20 protein-coding genes are annotated in these 24,809 nt (G+C 65.3%); 11 read left to right on the top strand and 9 right to left on the bottom strand.

Annotated features, from left to right (window positions below):
* Positions 1 to 230: 230 nt before the first annotated feature.
* The gene (tcuC, locus tag AC1POX_RS05080; protein WP_014091012.1) at positions 231 to 1,580 is read left to right on the top strand and encodes an MFS transporter; all 1,350 of its coding nucleotides are present in this window, start codon (positions 231 to 233) and stop codon (positions 1,578 to 1,580) included.
* Positions 1,577 to 2,356, top strand: coding sequence for a substrate-binding domain-containing protein (locus AC1POX_RS05075; protein ID WP_277574747.1), 780 nt, complete (start codon positions 1,577 to 1,579; stop codon positions 2,354 to 2,356). The genes tcuC and AC1POX_RS05075 overlap by 4 nt, the downstream gene beginning before the upstream one ends.
* Here AC1POX_RS05075 and AC1POX_RS05070 read toward each other — a convergent pair.
* Complete coding sequence (locus AC1POX_RS05070; RefSeq protein WP_005912048.1) at positions 2,348 to 3,250, bottom strand: LysR family transcriptional regulator; 903 nt, start codon at positions 3,248 to 3,250, stop codon at positions 2,348 to 2,350. The genes AC1POX_RS05075 and AC1POX_RS05070 overlap by 9 nt on opposite strands.
* 249 nt (positions 3,251 to 3,499) lie before the next feature.
* Here AC1POX_RS05070 and AC1POX_RS05065 point away from each other — a divergent pair, with 249 nt between their 5' ends.
* From AC1POX_RS05065 to AC1POX_RS05055, 3 genes are read left to right on the top strand one after another with little or no spacing between them, the layout of a single operon-like run.
* The gene (locus tag AC1POX_RS05065; RefSeq protein WP_011348537.1) at positions 3,500 to 4,570 is read left to right on the top strand and encodes an aldo/keto reductase; all 1,071 of its coding nucleotides are present in this window, start codon (positions 3,500 to 3,502) and stop codon (positions 4,568 to 4,570) included.
* A gap of 16 nt (positions 4,571 to 4,586) precedes the next feature.
* Positions 4,587 to 5,132, top strand: a complete 546-nt coding sequence (locus AC1POX_RS05060; protein ID WP_014091015.1) for a nuclear transport factor 2 family protein — start codon at positions 4,587 to 4,589, stop codon at positions 5,130 to 5,132.
* 11 nt (positions 5,133 to 5,143) lie between these two features.
* Positions 5,144 to 5,512 carry an Atu4866 domain-containing protein gene (locus tag AC1POX_RS05055; protein WP_039419067.1) on the top strand — a complete coding sequence of 123 codons (369 nt, stop codon included), beginning with the start codon at positions 5,144 to 5,146 and terminating at the stop codon, positions 5,510 to 5,512.
* A gap of 224 nt (positions 5,513 to 5,736) precedes the next feature.
* On the opposite strand, the gene AC1POX_RS05050 is transcribed toward AC1POX_RS05055, so the two are convergent.
* From AC1POX_RS05050 to AC1POX_RS05035, 4 genes are all read right to left on the bottom strand, one after another.
* The gene (locus tag AC1POX_RS05050; RefSeq protein WP_003483405.1) at positions 5,737 to 6,375 is read right to left on the bottom strand and encodes a response regulator; all 639 of its coding nucleotides are present in this window, start codon (positions 6,373 to 6,375) and stop codon (positions 5,737 to 5,739) included.
* Between the two features lie 211 nt (positions 6,376 to 6,586).
* Positions 6,587 to 7,636 (bottom strand): ABC transporter substrate-binding protein, encoded by a 1,050-nt coding sequence (locus tag AC1POX_RS05045; RefSeq protein ID WP_041855086.1) that lies wholly within the window; start codon positions 7,634 to 7,636, stop codon positions 6,587 to 6,589.
* Positions 7,636 to 9,027 (bottom strand): sensor histidine kinase, encoded by a 1,392-nt coding sequence (locus AC1POX_RS05040; protein ID WP_184420959.1) that lies wholly within the window; start codon positions 9,025 to 9,027, stop codon positions 7,636 to 7,638. The genes AC1POX_RS05045 and AC1POX_RS05040 overlap by 1 nt, the downstream gene beginning before the upstream one ends.
* Positions 9,020 to 9,721 carry a response regulator transcription factor gene (locus AC1POX_RS05035; RefSeq protein WP_005912054.1) on the bottom strand — a complete coding sequence of 234 codons (702 nt, stop codon included), beginning with the start codon at positions 9,719 to 9,721 and terminating at the stop codon, positions 9,020 to 9,022. The genes AC1POX_RS05040 and AC1POX_RS05035 overlap by 8 nt, the downstream gene beginning before the upstream one ends.
* 255 nt (positions 9,722 to 9,976) lie before the next feature.
* Between AC1POX_RS05035 and AC1POX_RS05030 the strand changes: the two genes are divergently transcribed.
* From AC1POX_RS05030 to AC1POX_RS05015, 4 genes are all read left to right on the top strand, one after another.
* A complete protein-coding gene (locus tag AC1POX_RS05030) occupies positions 9,977 to 11,170 on the top strand; it encodes an OprO/OprP family phosphate-selective porin (protein ID WP_372356818.1) in 1,194 nt (397 codons plus the stop codon).
* Between the two features lie 226 nt (positions 11,171 to 11,396).
* Positions 11,397 to 12,725, top strand: a complete 1,329-nt coding sequence (locus AC1POX_RS05025) for a CitMHS family transporter (protein WP_005912056.1) — start codon at positions 11,397 to 11,399, stop codon at positions 12,723 to 12,725.
* 118 nt (positions 12,726 to 12,843) lie between these two features.
* Complete coding sequence (gene phbB, locus AC1POX_RS05020) at positions 12,844 to 13,584, top strand: acetoacetyl-CoA reductase (protein ID WP_005912059.1); 741 nt, start codon at positions 12,844 to 12,846, stop codon at positions 13,582 to 13,584.
* Positions 13,585 to 13,830: 246 nt separating this feature from the next.
* Positions 13,831 to 14,862, top strand: a complete 1,032-nt coding sequence (locus AC1POX_RS05015; RefSeq protein WP_008573641.1) for a LacI family DNA-binding transcriptional regulator — start codon at positions 13,831 to 13,833, stop codon at positions 14,860 to 14,862.
* A gap of 194 nt (positions 14,863 to 15,056) precedes the next feature.
* Here AC1POX_RS05015 and AC1POX_RS05010 read toward each other — a convergent pair whose 3' ends face one another.
* Positions 15,057 to 16,382, bottom strand: a complete 1,326-nt coding sequence (locus AC1POX_RS05010; protein ID WP_122272353.1) for an MFS transporter — start codon at positions 16,380 to 16,382, stop codon at positions 15,057 to 15,059.
* A gap of 266 nt (positions 16,383 to 16,648) precedes the next feature.
* Between AC1POX_RS05010 and AC1POX_RS05005 the strand changes: the two genes are divergently transcribed.
* Both AC1POX_RS05005 and AC1POX_RS05000 read left to right on the top strand, forming a co-directional pair.
* On the top strand, positions 16,649 to 19,105 hold the full coding sequence (locus AC1POX_RS05005; protein ID WP_372356817.1) for a TonB-dependent receptor: 2,457 nt from the start codon (positions 16,649 to 16,651) through the stop codon (positions 19,103 to 19,105).
* A gap of 34 nt (positions 19,106 to 19,139) precedes the next feature.
* Complete coding sequence (locus tag AC1POX_RS05000; RefSeq protein ID WP_372356816.1) at positions 19,140 to 21,059, top strand: alpha-amylase family protein; 1,920 nt, start codon at positions 19,140 to 19,142, stop codon at positions 21,057 to 21,059.
* 185 nt (positions 21,060 to 21,244) lie between these two features.
* On the opposite strand, the gene AC1POX_RS04995 is transcribed toward AC1POX_RS05000, so the two are convergent.
* The 3 genes from AC1POX_RS04995 to rsgA form a co-directional block, all read right to left on the bottom strand.
* Positions 21,245 to 21,925: a type 1 glutamine amidotransferase domain-containing protein gene (locus tag AC1POX_RS04995; RefSeq protein ID WP_011348546.1), complete on the bottom strand. Its 681-nt coding sequence runs from the start codon at positions 21,923 to 21,925 to the stop codon at positions 21,245 to 21,247.
* 291 nt (positions 21,926 to 22,216) lie between these two features.
* Complete coding sequence (locus AC1POX_RS04990) at positions 22,217 to 23,479, bottom strand: flavohemoglobin expression-modulating QEGLA motif protein (protein WP_372356815.1); 1,263 nt, start codon at positions 23,477 to 23,479, stop codon at positions 22,217 to 22,219.
* Complete coding sequence (gene rsgA, locus AC1POX_RS04985; protein ID WP_372356814.1) at positions 23,479 to 24,570, bottom strand: ribosome small subunit-dependent GTPase A; 1,092 nt, start codon at positions 24,568 to 24,570, stop codon at positions 23,479 to 23,481. The genes AC1POX_RS04990 and rsgA overlap by 1 nt, the downstream gene beginning before the upstream one ends.
* Positions 24,571 to 24,809 lie beyond the last annotated feature (239 nt).

The raw sequence follows: 24,809 nt of genomic DNA, 5'->3' as shown, positions 1-24,809 counted from the left end.
CAGGCCGCCAGCGCACCTGCGGCGACGGCATGGACGGATCGACCTTCAGGTCAGGCGGCAACGCCAGCGGCCGCTGGCGAATGCGGCATGCGCATCGTGGCGAGGGTACTGCGCGTCGCGCACTGCAGCCGCGCGGGCCGATGTTCAACGCGCATCAATCGATGAGAAAGCAGCAATTATCAACATCGACCATCTGGACCAGAATCGAGTGCCTCAGGTGTCAGACGTCCATGCATACCTATCGTGGAGGGCGATTTATGCACAGTTCCAGCGGTGAGGCAACGCAACAGTCCAAACTCGGGATGGTGCTGAGGGTGACCTCGGGCAACTTCCTCGAGCAGTTCGACTTCTTCCTGTTCGGCTTTTACGCAACGCAGATCGCCGCGGCCTTCTTCCCGGCGAGCAACGAATTCGCGTCCCTGATGATGACCTTCGCCGTGTTTGGTGCGGGCTTTCTGATGCGGCCGCTGGGTGCGGTGATCCTGGGTGCCTACATCGACGATGTCGGGCGCCGCAAAGGCCTGATCGTCACCTTGGCGATCATGGCCAGCGGTACCGTGCTGATCGTGCTGGTGCCAGGCTACGCCAGCATCGGCTTGTGGGCCCCGGCCCTGGTGCTGCTCGGGCGCTTGCTGCAGGGCTTTTCGGCCGGCGCGGAAATGGGCGGCGTGTCGGTGTATCTGGCCGAGATGGCGACACCGGGCCGGCGCGGCTTCTATGCCAGTTGGCAATCGGCCAGCCAGCAGCTTGCCATCGTCGCGGCGGCCGCGATCGGGTTTGCGCTCAACCAGCTGATGGCGCCGCAGGATCTGGCGCAATGGGGCTGGCGGATTCCGTTCGGCATCGGTTGCGTCATCATCCCTTTCATCTTCTTGCTGCGGCGAAGCCTGGAAGAGACTGCCGAATTTGCGCAGCGCCGGCAGCCGGTCACGATGAAGCAGGTGATGCGTGGGCTGGCGAACAATGCCGGCATCGTGATTGCCGGCGGCTTGATGGTCGCGCTGACGACGACCGCGTTCTATCTGATCACCGTGTACGCACCCACCTTCGGCAAGACCGTGCTCAAACTCAGCACCGGCGATGCATTGATCGTGACGCTGCTGGTGGGCGTGTCCAATTTCATCTGGCTGCCGATCGGCGGCGCGCTCAGCGACCGCTTCGGCCGCAAGCCGCTGCTGGTGACCATGGCGGTGGTGTGCATCGCGACGGCCTATCCGGTGCTCGCGTTGCTTGCGGCCGCACCGAGCTTTACGCATATGTTGCAGGCGCTGCTGTGGCTGTCCTTCATCTATGGCCTCTACAACGGCGCCATGATCCCGGCGCTCACCGAACGGATGCCGGCGCATGTGCGGGTTGCGGGATTCTCGCTCGCCTACAGCCTGGCAACCGCGGTGTTTGGCGGTTTTACGCCGGTGATCTCCACCTGGCTGATCCATGTCACCGGCGACAAGGCGGCGCCCGGCTATTGGCTGGTCTTCGCGTCGGCGTGCGCGCTGGGGGCCACGCTGTTTCTGTATCGCCGCCAAGGCAATCCAGCGACGGCGACCGGCCTGGATGCTGCGGCAGGAGCGACGAAATGATGCGGAGCAGGTGGAAAAAATGGTTGGCTGCGATCATTGCAACGGTTTTGCTGTCCACAGCGGCGGGCGCACAGGAGTTGACCGTGATGACCTCCGGCGGTTTCACGGCCGCCTTCGATCGCCTGGCGCCGCAATACACCAAGCAGACCGGGGTGAAGGTCACCACCCTGCTCGGTCCTTCGATGGGCGAAACGCCACAAGCCATTCCCAACCGGCTTGCACGCGGTGAGCATGCCGATGTGGTGATCATGGTCGGCAGCGCGCTGCAGAAGCTGATCGATGCCGGCGTGGTCGACCCGGCATCGCGGGTGGAACTGGCCGATTCCAGGATCGGCATGGTGGTGCGCAGCGGTGCACCCAAACCCAAGATCGACAGCGTCGAGCACTTCAAACAGACGCTGCTGCACGCCGATTCGGTGGCCTATTCCGACAGCGCCAGCGGCGTCTACATCGAAACCACGCTATTCAAAAAGTTGCAGATCGAAGGCCCGATGATGGCCAAGAGCAAGAAGATTCCGCGCATCCCGGTGGGCACGGTGGTGGCCGATGGCAGCTATCAGCTCGGCTTTCAACAGGTGGCCGAGCTGCTTCCGGTGGCAGGCGTGGAGTTTGTCGGCAAGATCCCCGAACCGCTGCAGTCGATCACGCGCTATGCGGCGGGCGTTCCGGTCAACGCGGAGCATCCCGAGGCGGCCAAGCGCCTGCTTGCGTACCTGCAGTCGGGTAATGCGCAGGCGGTGGCGCGCGCGACCGGCCTGGACCCGGTGTCACCCTGAACGTGCGGGCATCCGTCGCACCAGTTCCGCCAGTTCCAGCGCGGTCGGTGTCAGCGTGCGTCCGCGACGTTTCAGCAGCCCCACGTTGCGCGACACCTCCGGTTCGACCAGCGGCACCGCCGCCAGCACCGGATGCGGGCCGGACGGCATGGCAATCGACGGCACGGCGGCAATACCGACGCCGGCCTCCACCAACCCCAGCAACGTGGTGACATGCCGGGTCTCGCAGATGCTCGGCTTGTCCGGCGTGAATGCAGCCAGCGCCCGATCCAGCACCAGCCGGTTGCCCGATGTCTTGTCCAGCGTGATGTAGTCGTAACCGTAGGCCTCCTGCCAGCTGACCTGTGCGCGCCCGGACAGCGGATGGTCCTGGCGGCAGGCAATCACATAGCGCTCCTGCAACAACGGTTCGAACTCCACCTCCGGCGCCAGGTTGCCGCTGAAGCTGACCCCGAAATCCGCTTCGCCGGAGGCCACTGCCGCACTGACATGACTGGCGCTGCCGTCGAACAGCCGGATGCGGATCTTGGGAAACAACTGATGCAGCCCGTGGATCGCCTGCGGCATGAAGTAGTACGCCGCAGACGGCACGCAGGCCACGGTCACCGTGCCCATCCTGCTGGACCCTGCATCGCCGATGCTCATCAGCGCCATGTCCAGATCGTCGAGCATGCGCTCGACCTGCGGCATGAACGCCTGGCCGACGGTGGTGAGCGTGACCTTGCGTGTGGTGCGCTCGAACAGTTTGACGTTCAACGCCGACTCGAGCTTGTCGATCCTGCGGCTGAGTGCCGGTTGCGTGATGCGGATGCGTTCGGCAGCGCGGCGAAAGCTGCCGTTTTCGGCAACCGCACGGAATGCCTGCAGATCGTTGAGGTCGAATTTGATGGTCACGGTGCCGCGGCTTCAGTGTTCGATGGCGGTCGCCATAGCATAGACGCTTGCCTGCGGTGCTGCGTCTGACGCCAAGAGAGCCGCTGCATTCGGGCGCAGTGCATGCATCGGCAGGGGAACAGCCATGACTAGCCGCGGCCATTCGGACGATCAGGCAAGGATGCCGGATAACCAGGCTCACGCTCGCCCCCCGCGCCGCGGCACAGTGGCTGGCAACACGCACCACGTCGCTACCGGGAGACATCACGCATGCATCAGCCACGCTCACTGGACCACTACCGCCTGCTCGGCCGCTCCGGCCTGCGCGTCTCGCCCCTGTCGCTGGGCACCATGACCTTCGGCGAAGCCTGGGGCTGGGGCGCAGATGCAGGCGAAGCCAAACGCATCTTCGACGCCTATGCCGACCGCGGCGGCAACTTCATCGACACCGCAGTGAACTACACCAACGGCGGCTCCGAACGCATCCTCGGCGAGTTGATCAAGGACCGACGCGAACGCTTCGTGCTGGCCACCAAATTCACCATGGCGCGCGATGCGGACAACATCAATTCCGGCGGCAATCATCGCCTGAACCTGATTCGCTCGGTTGAAACCAGCCTGCGCCAACTTGCCACCGACCGGATCGATCTGCTGTACCTGCATGCTTGGGACTTCACCACCGCACCGGACGAAGTGATGCGCGGGCTGGAGCATCTGGTGCAATCGGGCAAGGTGCTTTATCTGGGCATCTGCAATACCCCGGCCTGGCGCGTGGCGCAATTGCAGACCCTGGCCGACCTGCGCGGCTGGTCGCCGTTGGTGGCGCTGCAGATCGAGTACAGCCTGGTCGAACGCAGCGTCGAACACGAGCTGCTGCCGATGGCGCGCGAACTCGGCCTGGGCGTGTTGCCGTGGTCGCCGCTGGGCGGTGGCATCCTCACCGGCAAATACAGCCGCGCCGATCTGACCGACGACAATGCGGCAGAGGTGTCGAGCAGCCGCAAGGGCGTGATCGCCTCGACCGGGCATCTCAATGCACGCGCGCTGGAGATCGCCGATGTGGTCGGTGCGGTCGCCGATGAACTGGGCGCATCGCGCTCGCAGGTGGCGCTGGCCTGGACCTTGCGCAACCCGGCCGTCGTGTCGCCGGTGATGGGCGCACGCACCTTGCAGCAGGCCGAAGACAACTTCGGCGCGCTGGAGATCGTGCTCAGCGACGCGCATGTCGCGCGCCTGGACGCGGTCAGCGCAGTGCCGCCGATCTTTCCCGAACGCTTCATCGGCAGGCCGATGGCGCAGCAGTTGATCTACGGCACCCATCACGTGCAGCTGCGCACCTAACCACCACGGAGCAGCCATGACCAGACTCCCAACCATCACGTCAGCAGCGCTGCTTGTCGCCGCAGCGTTCGCAGGCAATGCCGGCGCCACATCCAAGGATGCTGCATCCACAGACACCTGCGCAGAGCAACTCGTGCCCATCTGCAACAAGCGCATCGTCGAAGCGGCCTTTGCGCAGTGGCGAAACGGGGGCAGCGGTATCTTCGAGACGCTGCTGTCGCCCGAGGTGGTGTGGACCATCGAAGGCTCCGGTCCGAGCGCCGGCACCTTGCGTGGTCGCGAGGTGTTGGTCGACGCCGCGGTGCGTCCGCTGAGCGAGCGCCTGGCCTCGCCACTGCGGCCCGTGCAGCAACGCATCTGGGCCGATGGCGAGCACGTCATCGTGCAGTGGGAAGGCGTGGCCACGCTGCGCGATGGCGGCAGCTATCGCAATCGCTACGCATGGATCATGCGGATGGCCGGTGGCAAGGCGGTCGAGGTCAACGCGTTCCTGGACCTGCCCGCCTACGACGCCGTGCTGCAGCGCGGTCGCAGCCAAATGCAACGCAGGGCCAGCCCATGAGCGACAGGCCGATGAAAGCCGCCATCGCGGTGGCGCTGGGCGCCGGCTCGGCGCTCGCCTGCCCGTTCGCGGCAGCTGCGCAACCGCCTAAGGCGCCGACCACTATCGCGACCCAGCAACCAGGACATCCGATGCAAGCACACCCCTATCTCGGCATGTGGGTCACCGGCGACGGACGGATCCGGCAGGAACTCCTGCCGAACGGCCGCTACGACGAGGCCCGCGGCACGCGCCAAAGCGCCTACCAGGGCCGTTACGAAATCACCGGCACTCACATCGAATACTGGGACGACACCGGCTTCACCGCCGATGGCCGCTTCGTCACCGACGACGAGCTGCATCATGGCGGCATGGTGTTCTATCGGCAGCCGCCGGCCTAGAGCCAATAGACACTGCGGCAGTCGCCATGCGGCTGGTGCTCGCTGCCACATGTAGCTGTGCGTGCACTGAGGGTCTGAGTACGCAGTCCATGCTCACCTGACGACTGCTCGCTGCGTTTTGCCAGCCGCTCTTGATGCGCAGGCGCAATGCCTGCATGCGTTCTGCGGGATGTGTCATGTGGGCTGCAGACGGCAATGCGCGGCCACCCGTTGCGCAGGCTAGCTCAGCCCTCGCCTTCCGGCTCCAGCGCCTTGACCAACACCGCGGCCTGGGTGCGGCTGTAGCAGTCGAGCTTTTTCAGGATCGCGGTGACATGCACCTTGACGGTGTTCTCGGCCAGGCCCAGTTCGTGCGCGATCTGCTTGTTGAGCAGGCCATCGGCCAGGCTCAGCAGCACACGGAACTGTTGTGGCGTGAGCTGGGCGAGTTTGGAAGCCAGTTGTGCGTCGGCCTCCGAACGCTCGGCGGTCATCGGCGGGAACCAGGTGCCGCCTTCCAGCACGCTGGCCACCGCGGTGCCGATCGATTCGGCCGGCGTGGATTTGGGAATGAACCCGGCCGCGCCGAACTGCTGCGCACGCCGGATCACACGCGGATGATCGTTGGAGGAGATCACCACCACCGGAATGTCCGGGTGTTCGCCACGCACGTGCAACAACGCCGAAAAACCGCGTGCACCGGGCATGGCCAGATCCAGCAGCACCAGCTCGGCCTGCGGATGCGAACGCAGCATGGCACTCAGGGTGGCAGCGCTGGAGGCTTCCACCACGTTGGCCTGCGGCAGGGTCTGCTGCAGCACGTGGATGACGGCGGCGCGGAACAGCGGGTGGTCGTCGGCGACGAGAATGGTGAGATCAGCCATACGCCAAGTCTGGCACAGGGCCGCCGCCGATGCCTTGCATTAGAGCGTGTCATGTACGTTGAGGTGAGTGCGAAGCGGAGGGTTGGCCGTCAGCGGCACGGAGCGGGTGCTGCGTGGCGCCGGCTTGGCTGGCGCGCCAAGACAAGCCAAGCGGTGGCCGCTCCACACCGCTGACGGCCAATGCATCTCATCTCAACGTGCATCACACGCTCTAACGCGGCGGCTGCGTGCTCGCCCGCCAGGCGTCCAGGAACTGGCGGCGTTTGAGCTTGTCCAGATACACCAGCAGACCGGGGCCGAGCGGGATCGGGCGGAACGGTGGCTGCGCCGAACCGCCGCGGCCACCGGCGGCCGGCAGGATCGGCATCAGCCGCGCCTCGCGCGACAGCACCTGCTGGCCGCGCGGCGAAAGCAGGTAGTCGAGAAACCGGCGCGCCTCCGGCGCATGCGGCGCCGTCTTGGGGATCACCGCCGTGCGCAGCGCCACCAGCGTGTAGTCCTGCGGCTGCACGATGCCCAGCGGCGCGCCCGCATCGATGCGGGCCTGCGCGTAGGAGCCAAGCACGTTGTAGGCCAGCAGGAGCTCGCCACGGCTGACCCGATCGAGCAGGCTGCCGGTGCGCTCCTCCAACACCACCCGGTTGGCCCCCAGCGCCGCGAGCAGCGCGCCGGCGATACTGCCCACTTGGCCGTCCTGGGTCGCGAACAGATACCCCACGCCGCTGCGTTCGACATCGTAGGTGCCGACCTTGCCGCGCAGCGGTGCATCGGGCGCGCGCAACAACGCCAGCAACTGCCGGCGCGTGCGCGGCACGCGGGCGGCATCCAGCTTGCGCGTGTTGTAGACGATGGCCACCGGCTCGTAGCTGATGCCGAACACTTCATGGCGCCATTGCGCCCACGCCGGCAAGGCTTCGGTCTGTGCGGAGCGATGCGCCAACGCGTGGCCGTCGTTCACCAGTTTGGTCTGCAGATCCATGCTGGCGCTGATCAGCATGTCTGCAGCAGGTGCGCCATGGCCTGGGTGCAGATAACGGTCATAGATGTCCCAGGCAATCACGTCTTCGTAGATCACCTCGGTGCCCGGATGCAGCCGCTGGTAATCCCGGATGACTGCGCCGAACACTTCCAGGTCGGTGGAGCCCTGCACGCGCAGCTGCACACGCACCGGGCCCTGTGCAGGAAAGCGCCGCACATCGCCGGGCGCCGCGCAGGCCAGGCCATGGACCAGCAGCAACAGCAGCATCCACATCGCCCGCATCACGCGTCTCCTCCGGGAAAATGCAGCGAGGCGATCAAGCCGCCACCGATGCGGTTGGACAGATCGATGCGCCCGCCATGCGCTTCCACCACGCGCTTGACGATGGCCAACCCCAGCCCGGCGCCGCCGGCCGGGGCATCCGCCCCCCGCACGAAACGCTCGAACACACGCTCGGCTTCGGCCGCCGGAATGCCCGGGCCATGATCGGCAATGGTCAGCACGTGGTGGTTGCCGTCGCTGGTGAGCGCCACCTGCAGCGGGGCACCGGCACCGGCACCGTATTTGCAGGCGTTGTCGATCAGGTTTTTCAGCGCCTCGCGGAGCAGCAAGGCATCGCCGCGCAGCAGCGCCGGTTTCGGGTCGATCGCCAGCTGCACGCGCGGTGCGCCTGGGCTGCGCGGCAGCGCTTCGTGCAGGGCCTGATGCAGTACATCGGCCAGATCCACGGTGGCAAAGCGCTGCAGGTTGGCGCGGTGGATCACGCTGGCATCGCTGAGCAACTGATTGAGCAGCCGGCTCATATGGCTGGCGTTGCGCTCGATCGCCACCAGGCTGCGTTGCATCTCGTGCGGGTCGTCGTCGTCCATCGCCAGCTGCGCCTGCGCGCGCAAGGCCGCCAGTGGTGTGCGCATCTGGTGCGCGGCTTCGGCCATGAAGGCGCGCAGGGTTTCGTTGCTGGACGATAGCCGCGCCATGAACCGGTTGAGCGCGGTCACCATCAACTGCATTTCCTGCGGCGCCGGCACGTTCAGCGGCTTGAGGTCGGAGGGTTCGCGCCGCGACAGATCGCGCTCGATGCGCTGCAGCGGCCGCAACGCGCGGTAGACACCCAGCCACACCAGGCCCAGCGCCAGCAGCGACAGCACGCCGATCGCCACCAAGGCGTTGAGCACCACATCGCGCGCCACCGCATCACGTGCGCGCCGGGTCTGGCCCACCTGCACGCGCACCTCGCCCTGCCCCGAGGCCGACGCCACCCGATGCATCACCACCGCAAAGCGCACCGGCTCGCCGCTGTACTGCGCATCGAACAGCAGCGGCCGCTCGTCGCGGGGCGCACGCGGCGGCGGCGGCAGCGTGTCTTCGCCGGTAATGGTGCGGCCCTGCGCATCGAACACGCGATAGAACACGCGGTCTTCCGGCGCCATGCCGAGCAGATCCAGCGAGGCATACGGCAGATCCACCTGCCAGTCGCCGCCGACCAAGGCCACACTGTCGATGATCGACAGCGCCGAGGACACCAGCAGGTGATCGTAGGACCGATTGGCCGCCCGCTCGCCATAATCGCGTGCGGCAAAGAACAGCACCACCGCACCCAGCAGCGACAGGCTGCCCAGGTACAGCAGCAAGGTGCGCCGGATCGACGGTGCCACCATCAGCGGCTCAGCCATCGGCGCCCGGCTCCACCGGCGCATGCGGGTCGGCTTCTTCGAGTTTGTAACCGGCACCGCGCACGGTGACGATACGCAACGGCGCGGCGGCCAGTTTGCGCCGCAGTCGGCCGACATACAGCTCGATCGCATTGGGGCCGGCGTCGTCGTCGAAGCCGAACAAGCCGTTGCCGATCTCGTCCTTGCCAACCACCTGCCCGAGCCGTCCGATCAGGATCTCGAACAGGCGATATTCGCGATTGGGCAACTCGATCGGCACGCCATCCAGCAGCAGCGTGTGCGCGGCATTGTCGAAGACGAATCCGCCGATCTGTACCACCTCGCTGGCCTGCCCCCGGTTACGCCGCAGCAACACGCGGCAACGCGCTTCGAACTCACGAAAGTCGAAGGGCTTGCCCAGGTAATCGTCCGCACCGACATCCAGTGCCTGCACGCGGTCTTCGATGCCATCGCGCGCGGTCAGCATCAGCACCGGCGTGGTATCGCCCCGCTCGCGCATGCCGGCCAGCACCCGCAGCCCATCGAGTTTGGGCAGACCGATGTCCAGCACCACCAGATCGAAGCTCTGATACCGCAGCACGCTGGCCGCCGCCAACCCATCGGCCTGCCAATCCACCGCATGTCCGCTACGGCGCATGCGCCGCACGATGGCATCGGCGAGATCGGCATTGTCTTCCACTAGCAGAAGGCGCATGGGGCGGGGAATCGTGAATAGGGATTGGGGATTCGGAACAGCGGTTGGTCGCGGCCGGAAGGTAACAGGCCACGCGTACAAAAGCTCGCCGCTGTTGCAACTCTGCTTTTACGAATCCCAAATCCCGACTCCCCAATCCCCGCCCCCAAACGACAGGTCCATGACAGCTTCGCCGGACTAGGCTGCTGCCAACGCGCCGCGGCGGTTGTGCGGTGCATTGCCAAACGTGATTCACACCTGTACCTGGGAGGGTCTGTGAGCAACGACACCTTGCGTTTGCGTGCCTTGGGCGCCTGCGCGGCGATCTGCCTGGCACCGGCGGCACATGCAGCCGACGAGGCCAGCCCGGTCACTGCCGAAGTGGGCGGGCGCGTGCATTGGGACTTCACCATGTTCGACAACGACGACCGTGGTGCACGCGAGCGCAACGACACCCAGTTCCGCCGCGTGTGGCTGGACGTGTCCGGCAAGTTCTACGGTTTCAACTACAAGGCCGAGGCGGATTTCGCCGGCCTGCAATACGAGGCGGGCAGCCGCGGCATCCTGGCGCGCGATGTCTATATCGCCAAGAAGTTCTCGGCCGGTACGTTGACCGTTGGCCAATTCAAGCAGTACTTCTCGCTCGACGATCGCACCGGCTCCAACTACGGCCCGTTCCTGGAACGCGGCTACGCCTCGACCACGCTGGCGCCGATCTACCGCAAGGCCATTTCCTGGCAGACCAGTCGCCCGGATGCAACCTGGTCAACGTCCGCCTACAGCCTGGAAAGCATCGACAATTCTTCGACCAAGGGCGGTGCGCTCGGCACGCGCCTGACCTATGCGCCGGAGATGGGCCAGGCGCGCTTGCGCCACCTGGGTGTCTCGCTGGCGCACGAGCGCTATTCGCATCCGGGCAGTGGGGGCGCTTCATCGCTGCTGATCCGCCCACGTCCGGAAAACGATCTGGCCAACAATAGCCGCATCACTCTGGCGCGCTTTGCCGATGGCCGCGATACCGATTTCGACAAATGGTCGCTGGAATATGCCGAAGTGCTCGGCCCGTGGTCGTGGCAGAGCGAATTCAGCGGTGGCCTGCTCGACGATGGCGCGCAGCACGCCAAGGTGTTGGCCAGCTATGGGCTGGTCAGCTGGTTCGTCACCGGCGAATCGCGCGGGTACGACCGAAAGACCGGCCGCTTCAGCCGCATTGCCACGCCCAACAGCCCGTCCGGTGCGTTCGAGCTGGCATTGCGCTACGACTACATGCGTGGCGGCCAGCATCTGGACGGGCAACCGGACTTCATCAACGCCAGCACGCAGTCGTGGACGCTGGGCGGCAACTGGTATTTCAAGCCGAACCTGCGCGTGATGCTCAACGTGATCGATAGCCACAACCGCGATCGCATCGCCAACGCAGTGGTCGACCACACGCTGGCGGTAACCGGCCGCTTTCAGTACGACTTCTGATGCGCAACTGCATCGTGTCGGCAATCAAAAACACCGACGTGCGCACGCTGTTCGCGCATAGCGGCGCAACGCGCCGCTACCGCGGCAGGTACGCGCGCAACGCCGCGCTTGCGCTAGCTCGCGTACGTCCAGCAGCAACCGCATACCTGCATCGTCGGCGCTGCGCACCTTGCGCAACGCTGAGCTCCACTCTCCCCCTGCCGTACGCCTCAAAGGATTCTCCCGCATGCTGACCGCGCTCGGTTTCGGAATGGTGATCACCTTCATGTACCTGATCATGAGCAAGCGGTTGTCGCCGCTGGTAGCTCTGATCACGGTGCCGATCGTGTTCGCGTTGTTGGGCGGCTTCGGCACCGGCATCAACGAGATGATGCTCGAAGGCATCAAGAAGATCGCGCCCACCGGCGTCATGTTGATGTTCGCCATCCTGTATTTCGGGGTGATGATCGATGCCGGGCTGTTCGATCCGCTGGTCGGCCGCATCCTGCGCCTGGTCAAGGGCGATCCGCTGAAGATCGTGATGGGCACAGCGATCCTGGCGCTGCTGATCTCGCTCGACGGCGACGGCTCCACCACCTACATGATCACCGTCTCTGCGATGTTGCCGCTGTACCAGCGCCTGGGCATGAACGCGCTCAACCTCACCTGCGTCACCATCCTGTCCAGCGGCGTGATGAACCTGACCCCGTGGGGCGGCCCCACCGCGCGTGCCGCTACCGCGCTGCATGTGGATCCGGCCGATGTGTTCGTGCCATTGGTGCCGGCCATGGTGTTGGCGATCGCCGGCATTCTCACGCTGGCCTGGTATCTGGGCATGCGCGAACGTCGCCGCCTGGGCGTGGTGCGCCTGCCGGCGGACGGCAACTGGCTGGACACCAGCATCCCGGAAGACAACGACGCATTGCCGCGCGTGGAAGACACCGAAGACATGAAGCGGCCCAAGCTGCTGTGGGTGAACCTGATCCTGACCCTGGCGCTGATGGGCGCGCTGGTGGTGGGCGTGCTGCCGATGCCGGTGTTGTTCATGATCGGCTTTGCGCTGGCGCTGATGATCAACTACCCGAACCTCGCCGAGCAGCGCCGCCGCCTGGTCAATCACGCCGGCAACGTGCTGTCGGTGGTGTCGCTGATTTTCGCTGCGGGCATCTTCACCGGCATCCTGTCCAACACCGGCATGGTCGAAGCGATGTCGCGCAGTTTTCTGGCCGTCATTCCCGACAGCTGGGGCCCGTATCTGGCGGTGATCACGGCGATCGTCAGCATGCCGTTCACGTTCTTCATGTCCAACGACGCCTTCTATTTCGGCGTGCTGCCGATCCTGTCCGAAGCCGCAGGCCATTACGGCATCACCCCGGTGGAAATGGCCCGCGCCTCGCTCGCCGGCCAGCCGGTGCACCTGCTCAGCCCCCTGGTGCCATCGACCTATCTGCTGGTCGGCCTGGCCAAGGTCGACTTCGCCGACCATCAACGCTTCACGCTCAAGTGGGCGGTGCTGATTTCGCTGTTGATGCTGGGCGGCGGGTTGTTGTTTGGTCTGTTCCCTTTGGCGCGCTAGCCGCGCGCCGGGATTCGGCATTCGGGATTGGGGATTCGCAAAAGCGAATACCGCTGCCCGCTATTGCGAATCCCGTCATCCCCAATCCCGAATCCCAACTCCGAAGGAGTGACACCCAATGACTCTCCGCATCGCATACGTCACCAGTGGCATGGGCAGTGTCGGTACCGCGATCTGCCAGAAACTGGCGCGCAGCGGGCACACCGTGGTTGCCGGTTGCGGGCCCAATTCGCCGCGCAAGGCGTCGTGGCTGCGCGAGCAGCGCGAGTTGGGCTTCGATTTCGTGGCATCCGAAGGCAATGCCGCCGATTGGGAATCCACCGTGGCTGCGTTCGCCAAGGTCAAGGCCGAAGTCGGCGAGATCGATGTGCTGGTCAACAATGCCGGCGGCAGCCGCGACACCTTGTTCCGGCAGATGAGCCGCGACGACTGGAATGCGGTGATCGCCAGCAACCTGCATTCGTTGTTCAACATCACCAAGCAGGTGGTCGATGGCATGACCTCGCGCGGCTGGGGGCGCATCGTCAATATCGGCTCGGTCAGCGCGCACAAGGGGCAGATCGGCCAGATCAATTTCGCCACCGCCAAGGCGGCGATGCATGGTTTCAGCCGTGCGTTGGCGCAAGAGGTCGCCTCGCGCGGGGTCACCGTCAACACCATCTCGCCCGGCTATATCGCCAGCGCCTCGATCAGCAGCTTTCCGCCGGATGTGCTCGATCGCCTGGCCACCTCGGTGCCGGTGCGCCGGCTCGGCAAACCGGCCGAAGTTGCCGGACTGTGCGCCTGGCTCGCCTCCGATGAGGCCGCCTATGTCACCGGCGCTGATTACGCGGTGAATGGCGGGCTCTACATGGGCTGAGCGAGCGCGCAAACGAGGCCCGTTGCGCTGTACGCACAACACGCTCTCGCCGCGCACCGCTAGATGTCTCGCTGCCCACCTGCCCCGCACGTCCGGCGCCCGATCTGCGGCAGCGCCCACAAGGCCAGCAGATCCGTGCGCGTGCGCGTGTGCGCCGCGCCCGCGCGCGCAAGCAGCCGCCACCGTGCGAACAACCCGCCTCTAGTGCGAACTGATTACACTCTGGCTTTTCCGCAGCGCGCTGCCATGGCCAAACCTTCAGACCGCACCACGCTCACTGCCCGTCCGCAGATGGCCGACATCGCGCGCATGGCGGGCGTGTCCGAATCCACCGTGTCGCGGGCCCTGGCCGGCAGCCCGGTCGTGGCCGAACGCACGCGCGCCTATATCAAGCAGATTGCGGCCGATGCCGGCTACCAGGTCGACCCGGTGGCGCGCAGCCTGCGCGCCAAACGCTCCAACACCGTGAGCGTGGCAGTGCCGATGATGCATGCGCTGGATCAGCCGCTTTCGGACCCGTTCCTGATGACCATGCTGGCGCTGCTGGCCGAAGAACTCACCGGACGCGGCTACAGCATGCTGCTCTCCAAACTGGACCGGCATCAGGATGGCTGGGTGGAACAACTCGCGCGCGGCAGCCGCTCCGACGGCGTGATCGTGCTGGGGCAAAGTTCCGAACACGCCGCGCTGGATGCAGCCGCACGCGACGGCCTGCCGATGGCGGTATGGGGCAGCCGCATCGATGGGCAGTCGTACATCAGCGTGGGTAGCGACAATTTCCAGGGCGGCGTGCTCGCCACCGACCATCTCATCGCCAGCGGCCGCCAGCGCATCGCCTTTCTGGGCGACGACCAATTGCCCGAGGTGGCACCGCGGTTTGCCGGCTATCGCCACGCGCTGGAGCGACACGGGCTGGAATTCGATACGCGGCTGCACGCGCGCAGCCATTTCGTCAGCGAAGATGCCTACCGCCTTACCCGCGCGATGCTCAAGAAAGCCGACCCGCCCGATGGCCTGTTCGCCGCCTCCGATGTCATCGCCGTGGGTGCAATCCGCGCCCTGGTCGAGGCCGGCCATCGCGTGCCGCAGGACATTTCGCTGGTGGGCTTTGACGACATCCCGCTGGCCGCCTACAGCCAACCGCCGTTGACCACCGTGCAGCAGGATCTGGGCCTGGCCGCGCGGTTGTTGGTAGACCGGCTGCTGGCGTTGATTGCAGGCGAGCAGGTGCAATCGGTTGAAATGCCGGTGAAGCTGGTGGTGCGCGAGTCGGCGTGAGGCGGAGATTCGGGATTCGGGATTGGGAGATACCAGCCCGGCAACCCGCTTCCTTCTCCCGCCTGCGGGAGAAGGTACCCGAAGGGCGAATGAGGGCCGGCGGCCAGCCGATCCACCGTACTCGCCACCCCAGGCAACCCGGCAGGCACCCGCGTCTGGCATCTGCGGCAGCCAGCGATGTCAGCCCCGCATTGCTACGCCCCTGCCGGGCTCGTCCCCTGCTTGCGGCCCCGTACGCACAGCATCGCCGCTGCCGCTGCCAGCATCAGCGCGCCGGCCAGACGGACCACGTTGCGCGGGTCGCCGTGCAGCACATGCTCGTAATACAGCGGCAAGGTGACGATCTGGATCAGCATCGGCAGTACGATGAACAGGTTGAACAAGCCCATGTACACGCCAGTGCGCTCGGGCGGGATGCTGTCGGCCAGCATCAGATACGGGTTGCCCATCATGCTGGCCCAGGCCAGGCCAATGCCGATCATCGGCAGCAGCATCAGCCAGCGATTTTCGATGCCAGGCAGCAGCCACATGCCGATACCGGCGGCGACCAGGCAGGCCGCATGCGTGTACTTGGGACCGAAGCGACGCACCACCGGCACCATCGCAAACGCCGCCAGAAACGCAACGAAGTTATAGAACCCGCCGATCTGCCCATTGACCAGGCCGGCCTCGCGGAAACCATGCGAGGTGGGGTCGGTGGTGCCGAACAACGTGGTCGACAGCGACAGCACGATGTATTGCCAGTAGCAAAAGATCGCGTACCACTGAAACAGCATCACCGGGGCCAACTGGCGCATGGTGGGCGGCATCTCGCGCAGCGCGCTGCCGATTTCGCGCACCGTCGCACCCAGCCCGGCGCCGCGCTGGCGGATGCGTGCGATCTCTGCCGGCGCGATCGCCGGCTCGCGCACGCTGCGTGCGGTGAGCAGGATCGAGCCTGCTGAAAAGCCCGCGCCGATCACGAACGCGGCAATGGTGACGTATGGGATGTGGTGTGCGTTGGCAGCGTCCTGGTTCATGCCCATCCACACCAGCAACGGCGGCGTGAGGTAGGCCAGCGTCTGCGCAAGGCCGGTGAATGCGCTCTGGGTGAGATACCCCAGCGGTCGCTGCGGCGGCGCCAGGACGTCACTCACCAGCGCACGGTAGGGCTCCATCGCCACGTTGTTGGCCGCATCCAGCACCCACAGCAGGCATACCGCCATCCACAGCGCGGTACTGAACGGCATCGCCAGCAGGCACAGGCTGCACACCAGCGCGCCCAGCACCATGTACGGCATGCGCCGGCCCCACCGCGTCACCGAGCGGTCGCTCCACGCCCCTACGAACGGCTGCAGCACCAGGCCGGTGATCGGCCCGGCCAGCCACAGGTACGGCAGGTTGGCGTGGTCGGCGCCCAGATAGTTGTAGATCGGGCTCATGTTGCTCTGCTGCAGCCCGAAGCTGTATTGCACGCCAAAAAACCCGGCGTTGAGCGCCAGGATGCGCGCGAAGGAGAGCTTAGGAACGGTCGACGACATGCAAGGCCCTTTGCATCGGTGCGGCTCCCGGTGGCCGCAGCGCACTGTACCCTGCCGTTGATGCAATCGATTGTAACGCTGCATCGCAGCACGTTTCCCCATCTGAAATAAATCAGATGCAACTTGCCATTTATGTTGCGACGCAGGATTGCAATCGATTGTATTGCAGCGTATTACTGCGCTCGCACTGCAGGCCACATGGCCACTCCCTGGGAGGGGACGATGCAGGCGTCGGCACACTACCATCTGTGAGAGAGAGAATCGCAATGTCCACCTTGCACACCATGCGCCTGCATGCCCTGGCCTGCGCGGTCGTCTCCTGCCTGTGCGCGCCCGCCGCGCTGGCCCAGGACACAGCCGCCGCTGCGCCGGCCACGCCGCCGGCTGCCGACAGCGCCGCGGTCAATCTGGATTCGGTGTTCGTCACCGGCACCTCCACCGCCACCACCAAACTGAAATCCAGCGTCTCGGTCAGTACCGTCGGCGCCGAGGCGGTCGAACAATCGGCGCCGCGCAGTACGGCAGAAATCTTCCGCAATATCCCCGGCATCCGCTCAGAATCCAGCGGTGGCGAAGGCAATGCCAATATCGCCGTGCGCGGTTTGCCAGTGGCCTCCGGCGGTGCGAAATTCCTGCAACTGCAGGAAGATGGCCTGCCGGTGATGGAGTTCGGCGATATCGCCTTCGGCAACTCGGACATCTTCCTGCGTTCGGATTTCACCCTGGACCGCATCGAAGCCATCCGCGGCGGTTCGGCGTCCACCTTCACCAGCAACGCGCCGGGCGGCATCATCAACTTCATCAGCAAGACCGGTGACACCGCAGGCGGCAGCGTCGGCGTCAGCCGCGGCCTGGACTACGACAACACCCGCATCGACTTCAATTACGGCGCACCGTTCGCCGAGCAATGGCAGTTCAACATCGGCGGCTTCTTCCGCCAGGGCGATGGCGTGCGCGATGCCGGCTACACCACCGACAAGGGCGGCCAGCTCAAGGCCAACCTCACCCGCCTGTTCGACAACGGCTACGTGCGCCTGTACGGCAAATACCTCAACGACCGCGCCGCCGGCTACCTGCCGGTGCCCACCTCGGTGCGCGGCCGCGATGGCTCGCCAGACCTGGGTGGCTTTCCCGGTTTCGATCCCGGCAACGACACCTTGTACAGCCGCAACTTTCGCACCGACGTGGGCCTGGACGGCAACAACCAGCCGCGCCGCACCGATCTGGGCGACGGCATGCATCCCATCTCGCGCACCATCGGTGCCGAGGCCTGGTTCGACCTGGGCAATGGCTGGAACCTGAGCGAGAAGTTCCGCGTCGCCGACAACAGCGGCCGCTTCGTCAGCCCGTTCCCGGCCGAAGTCACCGACGCCGCGTCGCTGGCCGCTTCCATCGGCGGTGCCGGTGCGCAACTGGTGGAAGCCGGCGGACCCAATGCTGGCCAGGCCTACACCGGCAACGCGATTCGCACCCACCTGTTCAACGTGGCCATCAACGACCTGGGCAACGTCACCAACGACCTCAGCGTCTCGCGCGAGTTCGGCGGCGACGGGCGCACGCTGAACCTGCGCATGGGCTACTACAGCTCACGCCAGACCATCGACATGGACTGGACCTGGAACTCGTACGTGCAGAGCCTGGGCCGTAATTCGCGCTTGCTCAACGTGGTGGACGCGGCCGGCGTCTCACGCTCGCAGAACGGCCTGTACGCCTACGGCACGCCGTTCTGGGGCGACTGCTGCGTCACCCGCAGCTACGACGTGCGCTACGACGTCAACGCGCCCTACGTTGCGCTCACCTTCGACAGCGGCAAGTTCAGCGTCGACGGCAGCCTGCGCTACGACATGGGCGATGCGCGCGGCAGCTACAACGGCACTGCCATCGCACAGAACCTGGACGTCAACGGCGATGGCGTGATCCAACCGGTGGAACAGCGCGTGGCCACGGTGGACACCGCCAATTCGCGCCCGGTGGACTACGACTGGAATTACCTGTCGTACTCGCTGGGCGGCAACTATCTGATCACCGACGACCTGGGCGCGTTTGCGCGCATCAGCCGCGGCGCACGCGCCAACGCAGACCGGTTGTTGTTCGGCGTGGTGCGCGACGACGGTTCGGTGTCTTCCGAGGAAGGCGTCAACGTGGTGCGCCAGGCCGAAGCCGGCCTGAAGTGGCGCCGCGACGGGCTGAGCCTGTTCGCCACCGCGTTCTCTGCACGGACCCAGGAGCAGAATTTCGAAATCACCAGCCAGCGGTTCTTCAATCGCAGCTATGAAGCGCACGGCGTGGAACTGGAAGCCAGCTATCGCTACCAAGGTTTCACCCTCAATGGCGGCCTGACCTGGACCGATGCAGAAATCTCGCGCGATCAGATCACCCCGGAAAACACCGGCAACGTGCCGCGTCGCCAGGCCGATGTGGTGTGGCAGCTCACGCCCAGCTACCGCGGCGACAGCTACCAGTTCGGCGTGAACCTGATCGGCACCACCGACGCCTACACGCAAGACGCCAATCAGTTGAAGATGCCCGGCTATACGCAGGTGAACCTGTTCGGCGACTACCGCGTCACCGACGCGCTCACCGTGGCGCTCAACGTCAACAACCTGTTCAACACCTTTGGCCTGACCGAAGCCGAAGAGGCGACCATTCCGGCCAATGGCATCATCCGCGCGCGCTCGATTGCCGGCCGTACCACCAGCATCAGCCTGCGTTACGACTTTTAAGGACCCCGCGCCGGGCCCTGCCCGGCGGCCTCTGATGAGCACCTCCCCGATCGATTCCACCGCATTGCGCGCGGCCTTCGCCGCGCCGCTGGACCCGCAACGCGCCGACGTGCTGTTGTCGCGCTACGACCAGCACGCGTCGCGTTTGCTGGATGCCTTGCACGCGCTCTACGGCCAGCGTGCCGACTATGCATCGTGGCTGGCGCAGTGGCTGGGCGAGATAGGCACGATCGCCCGGCAACGCCCGCAAGCCTTGCAAGCGCTCGACAGCACCCGGCACGTCGGTTGGTTCGGCGAACAGCACATGCTCGGCTACAGCGCCTACGCAGACCGCTTTGCCGGCACGCTGCAGGGCGTGGCCGAACGCGTGCCGTATCTGCAGGAACTGGGCGTGCGCTACCTGCATCTGCTGCCATTCCTGCGCGCACGCGCCGGCGACAACGACGGCGGCTTTGCGGTCAGCGACTACGGCCAGGTGGCACCCAGCCTGGGCACCAACGACGACTTGATCGCACTCACCACCCGCCTGCGCGAAGCGGGCATCAGCCTGTGCGCGGACTTCGTGCTCAATCACACCGCCGACGATCACGCCTGGGCACAGGCGGCCCGCGCCGGCGATGCACGTTATCTGGATTACTACCACCACTTTGCCGACCGCAGCCTGCCCGACCGGTACGAAGCCACGCTGGGGCAGGTGTTTCCGCACACAGCGCCTGGCAACTTCACCTGGGTGGACGACACCGCGCAATGGATGTGGACCACGTTCTATCCGTATCAATGGGATTTGAACTGGAGCAACCCGGCCGTATTCGGCGATATGGCCCTGGCGATGCTGCGGCTGGCCAACCTGGGCGTGGAAGCATTCCGCCTGGATTCCACGGCCTATCTGTGGAAGCGTATCGGCACCGATTGCATGAACCAGCCCGAAGCGCACACCTTGCTGGTGGCTCTGCGCGCGGTGACCGATATCGTCGCGCCGGCGGTGGTGATGAAGGCCGAAGCCATCGTGCCGATGACGCAACTGCCGCCATACTTCGGGAGCGGCACGGACCAGGGCCACGAATGCCATCTGGCCTATCACAGCAGCTTGATGGCGGCCGGCTGGTCGGCGCTGGCGTTGCAACGCGGCGACATCCTGCACAACGTGATCGCGCACAGCCCACCGCTGCCGCGCCACTGTGCATGGTTGAGTTATGTGCGTTGCCATGACGATATCGGCTGGAATGTGCTGCAGCACGAAGCCAGCGGCAATGCAGCGCAGCCGCCGTTTTCGCTACGCGATGTGGCGCGCTTCTATGCCAACGCGGTGCCTGGCAGTTACGCGCGCGGCGAGAGTTTCCAGAGCAGCGGCGACGGCGTGCATGGAACCAATGGCATGGCTGCTGCACTTACGGGCATCCAGGCCGCGCAGGATGCAGGCGATGCGGCGGCGTTGGCGGTTGCAGTGGACCGGCTGGTGTTGCTGTATGCCATTGCGCTTGCCATGCCGGGTGTCCCGCTGATCTACATGGGCGACGAATTGGCGATGGTCAATGACCCCGGCTATCGCGACGATCCTCTCCGCCAGCATGAAGGCCGTTGGCTGCATCGGCCGGCGATGGATTGGCAGCTTGCCGCGCAACGTCACGATGCCAACAGCCTGAGTGGCAAGGTGTACCGACGTTTGCGTGAATTGATCCGGAAACGTACCGCACTCACCGCGTTGGCGGCGGATCAGGCATTGGGCAGCATCGCGTTGAACGATGCTCGCGTGTTCGCGTTGACGCGTGGCGAGAGCTTTATCGCCTTGCATAACTTCAGTGACCAGCCGCTCGACGTGGAGCTTGCGGCGGTCGGCGTCGATGGATGGACGCTGCTGGCCATCGACGACGCGGTCGATGCTGCGGCCGTGAGCGACGATGTATCGATCGTGCTTCCGCCTTACGGCGTGCGTTGGTTGCAGCGTAAGGGCTGAACATACCCGATAGGCGTAAGCGGTGATTGGCCGCGCGTTTGGTGAGCCGCATCTTCGCCTAAGCGCGCTCCGCGCAATCACCTACTGATGCAAGCGCAGCATGGCCCGCGCACCAGGAGCGCGCGGGCCATGCCTTGAGCCCCGACGGGAACGGGGCTTTTTCAAGACCCGTCAATTGCCAGGAATCAGCGCTTTGCCAGCGCCAGCAGCGTTTCTGCGGTTTTCTCCGAAGACGCCGGGTTCTGACCGGTGACCAGGGTGCCGTCGGTGACCACGTACACGCCCCAGTCGGCGCCCTTTTCGTACTTGCCGCCGAGTTCGGTCAGCACGTCTTCGACCAGGAACGGCACGATCTTGGTCAGGCCCACGCCCTCTTCTTCGCTGTTGGTGAAACCTGTGACGCGGCGGCCATTGACCAGTGGCTTGCCGTCGCTACCCTTGACCCGACGCAGCGCGCCTGGTGCGTGGCACACCAGACCATGCGGCTTGTTGGCCTTGGCAAAGGTCTCGATCAGCGCGATGGAATCGGCGTCTTCAGCCAGATCCCAGAGCGGGCCGTGGCCGCCCGGGTAGAACAGCACATCGAAGTCCTCGGCCTTGATGTCGGCCAGACGGTGCGTGCTAGCGAGGGCCTTCTGCGCATCCTGGTCCTGCTTGAAGCGTTTGGTGGCGTCGGTTTGTGCGTCGGGCTCGTCGCTCTTGGGATCCAGCGGCGGCTGGCCACCCTTGGGCGAGACAAGGGTGATGTCCGCGCCTGCATCCTTGAACACGTAATACGGCGCGGCAAATTCTTCCAGCCAAAACCCGGTCTTCTTGCCGGTGTCACCAAGCTGGTCGTGGGACGTCAGTACCATCAAAACTTTCATCGCATTGCCTCGTGTCATGGCCCAACTGGGCAAGGCGGCCAGTGTGCAGTTCAGCCCGTTGCAGCCTCGTGTAGAGCGCGTGGTGCCCGCTGCATGTGTTCATGAATGTTGCGATCGCGTCCAACAAGCCAATGCAGTTGACAGGCGCGCCGCCGGTGCTCCGGGCGCCGCACGTGTCTTTTTACATGCCGGCTTTTGCGCGCCATTCGCGCCCACCCAACAATGTCTCGCCAGCTGTGTCAGCAACTGTAGGGCGCTGCGATGCGCCGCAACGGCAGCAAACGCCTCGCCTCACACATTCATTGCCGGCGGCTGCAGCTGATCCATGCGGATGCGGTTGGCGAACAACGAAAACGCCAGCATGCCGGCCAGCCCGCTGACACGGCTCACCCACGGCGGCAGCCAGCGTGGCGCGACCAGCACGCCGCTGTCGAACAACGGCGCAAAGCGCGCCACATCGCCCAATGCCATCTTGCCGGCGAACAGGTAACGGCACAGCTGCAGCTGGTCGCGCTGCAAGGAATGGCGGAAGAAGGTGTGCACCGCGAGCAAACCACGCAGATACACGGTGTCCTTGGTGAACGCACCGCCGCCACTGGTCGGCACGCCGCGGAACACGCGCTGCGCCGACGAAAAACTTTCTGCAGCGCTCTGCCCGCCTGCGGTGAAATAGCGAAATACCTCGATGAAATCCGCACCCGAGCGTGCCATCGCAATCGCTTCGATGCGCAGGCTGATGCGCTTCATGCGCTCGATATCGATGCTGCCGGTGATCTGCTCGGCAAACGTGGCCAGGCCCTCCTGCGTTGCGGTCGTGCGCGGGGACGAAATGCCCAGGCTGGGCAGATGCACCTGCGCGCGCCCGTTGAGCGCGGTCAGCGAATGCACCAGCGCTTCGTGATGGAACAGCTGCGCGCGGTCGTAATCGCTGAACGTGGCACCGGTGCGCAGGCGAATGCGATGCGCGCCGGCCGCCGCCTTGGCGAGCAGATCCGGATCGAGCGTGACAGTGATGACGCGCCCCTCGAAAAACCCGTCCAGATCGTTCTGCAACTGCATGCGCAAGGCGGTGGCCGAGACCGGCACCTGCTCTTCCGGCGCCATCAGTTCGCGATCCAGCTCTTGGGCGATCTGGATGAAATGCTGCGCCGCTTCGCGTGTGCTCGGCCCGTTGCCCGGCATCGGGTCCTCCGGCACGCCGAACAATTGCGCCGAGTACTCGCTCACCGCCGGGGTGCCCAACGACTCCAGCAAACCTGCTGCAAGACTCCAGCTCTGCGCCGAATCGATGAGGTATTCACCCAGCGGATGATGCGGGTCGGCGTCCTTGGCGATGGCGGCCAATTCGCGCCGGGTGTCGCCGAAATCCAGCGACGGATACTCGACCTGCGGCAATTCCGGCTGCCCGCGCGCCACGCTGTTGAGAAACGGCTCCTGCAGCGAGCGCGGCCAGCTGGCCAGGGCCAGCAGACGCACACCGCGCACGGCCTTGACCAGGCGCGCATCCAGCGCCGCGTGATGGACGATGTCCGGCGGCCCCTTGCGCGAGGGCATCAGCGCCGCCCGGGACGATCGACGCTGGCCGGCCGCTTGCCCGACCCCTTGCCGCGATTGTTCTGCGCAACGCGAGTGGCGAGCTTCTCGGCGGCGCTGGCCACTTCCACCCGCAGCTTCATGTAGTTGGCAACACGCTCCGGGTCCAGCTCGCCTGCGTCGATCGCCGCCCGCACCGCACAGCCCGGCTCGGCGATATGCGCGCAATCGTTGAAGCGGCACTGCGCCGCCAGGGCCTCCACGTCCGAAAAACCGCCTTCGGCCAGATCCTCTTCGCCGGTCGGCTTGAGCTCGCGCATACCAGGCGTGTCGATCAGGCACGCCCCGGACGGCAATGGAATCAACGCGCGATGCGTGGTGGTGTGGCGGCCGCGCGAATCGTTCTCGCGCACCGCATTGGTCTTCATCTTCTGCGTGCCGAGCAGCGTATTGGTCAGGGTCGATTTGCCCGCACCGGACGAGCCCACCAGCACCGCCGTGCGGCCATCGCCCAGCCACGGCCGCAACGCGGCCACGCTGTCCGGATCCTTGGCGTTGACCGCGCGTAACGGAATGTTCTGCGCCTCCAGCTCTTCCAGCACCGCCAACGCATCCTCGGCGTATTCGGTCTGATCGGCCTTGGTCAGCACCACCACCGGCTGCGCACCGCCGCCGCCCACCAGCAACAGATAACGCTCGATGCGACGTGGGTTGAAGTCCGCATCCAGCCCGCACACGATGAACACCGTATCGATATTGGCCGCGATCACCTGCTGGTGGTAATGCTCGCCGGCCGCCCCCCGCTTGATCGAGGTACGCCGCGGCAGCAGCGCCACGATGCGCTTGCCCTCCATCAACACCCAATCGCCCACCGCCGCCCGCTCATGGCTGGGAAAGCGCGGCCGCTGCCACTCCGGCAACGACTCGGCCTTGACGCTGGCCTGAGGCGTATCGGCCACCACATAGCCGGTGCGATGCTGCTCCACGACCCGCGCCGGCAACGCCTGCGGGTGCGCGGCAAAGAGCGCCTGCCAGGCCGGATCCTCGGCAGGGCCAGGCCAGGGCCAGCCAATGGACTGGAGGGTGGGGTAATCGGGGGACACAATGCTCATGGGGGGAATTCTAGTCTGAATCTCGGCGGTGCTACCCAACCCGCACCCGATACCAATGTCAGTCCGCGGGGCAAGCCTATAGAGACAAACAACAAAGCCTCTCATGCTCCAGCACGGTGGAATGCCACTACATTCTTAGTGGCCTTGGTGGTAAAAAAAAGCCCCGCGTAAGCGGGGCTTTTTAATTACCAGCTAGCTGCAATCACGGGGATCAGCTTTTCATACTCTGGCGAACTTAG

Source organism: Xanthomonas sp. NCPPB 3442 (assembly GCF_056725145.1).
This window is presented reverse-complemented; position numbering and strand designations above follow the sequence as displayed.

Coding starts and splice junctions, on each gene's coding strand:
- phbB (WP_005912059.1), top strand. CDS start 12,844: ATGACTCTCCGCATCGCATACGTCACCAGTGGCATGGGCAGTGTCGGT.
- AC1POX_RS05035 (WP_005912054.1), bottom strand. CDS start 9,721: ATGCGCCTTCTGCTAGTGGAAGACAATGCCGATCTCGCCGATGCCATC.
- AC1POX_RS05075 (WP_277574747.1), top strand. CDS start 1,577: ATGATGCGGAGCAGGTGGAAAAAATGGTTGGCTGCGATCATTGCAACG.
- AC1POX_RS05025 (WP_005912056.1), top strand. CDS start 11,397: ATGCTGACCGCGCTCGGTTTCGGAATGGTGATCACCTTCATGTACCTG.
- AC1POX_RS05060 (WP_014091015.1), top strand. CDS start 4,587: ATGACCAGACTCCCAACCATCACGTCAGCAGCGCTGCTTGTCGCCGCA.
- AC1POX_RS05010 (WP_122272353.1), bottom strand. CDS start 16,382: ATGTCGTCGACCGTTCCTAAGCTCTCCTTCGCGCGCATCCTGGCGCTC.
- AC1POX_RS04995 (WP_011348546.1), bottom strand. CDS start 21,925: ATGAAAGTTTTGATGGTACTGACGTCCCACGACCAGCTTGGTGACACC.
- AC1POX_RS05055 (WP_039419067.1), top strand. CDS start 5,144: ATGAAAGCCGCCATCGCGGTGGCGCTGGGCGCCGGCTCGGCGCTCGCC.
- AC1POX_RS05045 (WP_041855086.1), bottom strand. CDS start 7,636: ATGCGGGCGATGTGGATGCTGCTGTTGCTGCTGGTCCATGGCCTGGCC.
- AC1POX_RS05040 (WP_184420959.1), bottom strand. CDS start 9,027: ATGGCTGAGCCGCTGATGGTGGCACCGTCGATCCGGCGCACCTTGCTG.
- AC1POX_RS05000 (WP_372356816.1), top strand. CDS start 19,140: ATGAGCACCTCCCCGATCGATTCCACCGCATTGCGCGCGGCCTTCGCC.
- tcuC (WP_014091012.1), top strand. CDS start 231: ATGCATACCTATCGTGGAGGGCGATTTATGCACAGTTCCAGCGGTGAG.
- AC1POX_RS05015 (WP_008573641.1), top strand. CDS start 13,831: ATGGCCAAACCTTCAGACCGCACCACGCTCACTGCCCGTCCGCAGATG.
- AC1POX_RS04990 (WP_372356815.1), bottom strand. CDS start 23,479: ATGCCCTCGCGCAAGGGGCCGCCGGACATCGTCCATCACGCGGCGCTG.
- rsgA (WP_372356814.1), bottom strand. CDS start 24,570: ATGAGCATTGTGTCCCCCGATTACCCCACCCTCCAGTCCATTGGCTGG.
- AC1POX_RS05005 (WP_372356817.1), top strand. CDS start 16,649: ATGTCCACCTTGCACACCATGCGCCTGCATGCCCTGGCCTGCGCGGTC.
- AC1POX_RS05065 (WP_011348537.1), top strand. CDS start 3,500: ATGCATCAGCCACGCTCACTGGACCACTACCGCCTGCTCGGCCGCTCC.
- AC1POX_RS05050 (WP_003483405.1), bottom strand. CDS start 6,375: ATGGCTGATCTCACCATTCTCGTCGCCGACGACCACCCGCTGTTCCGC.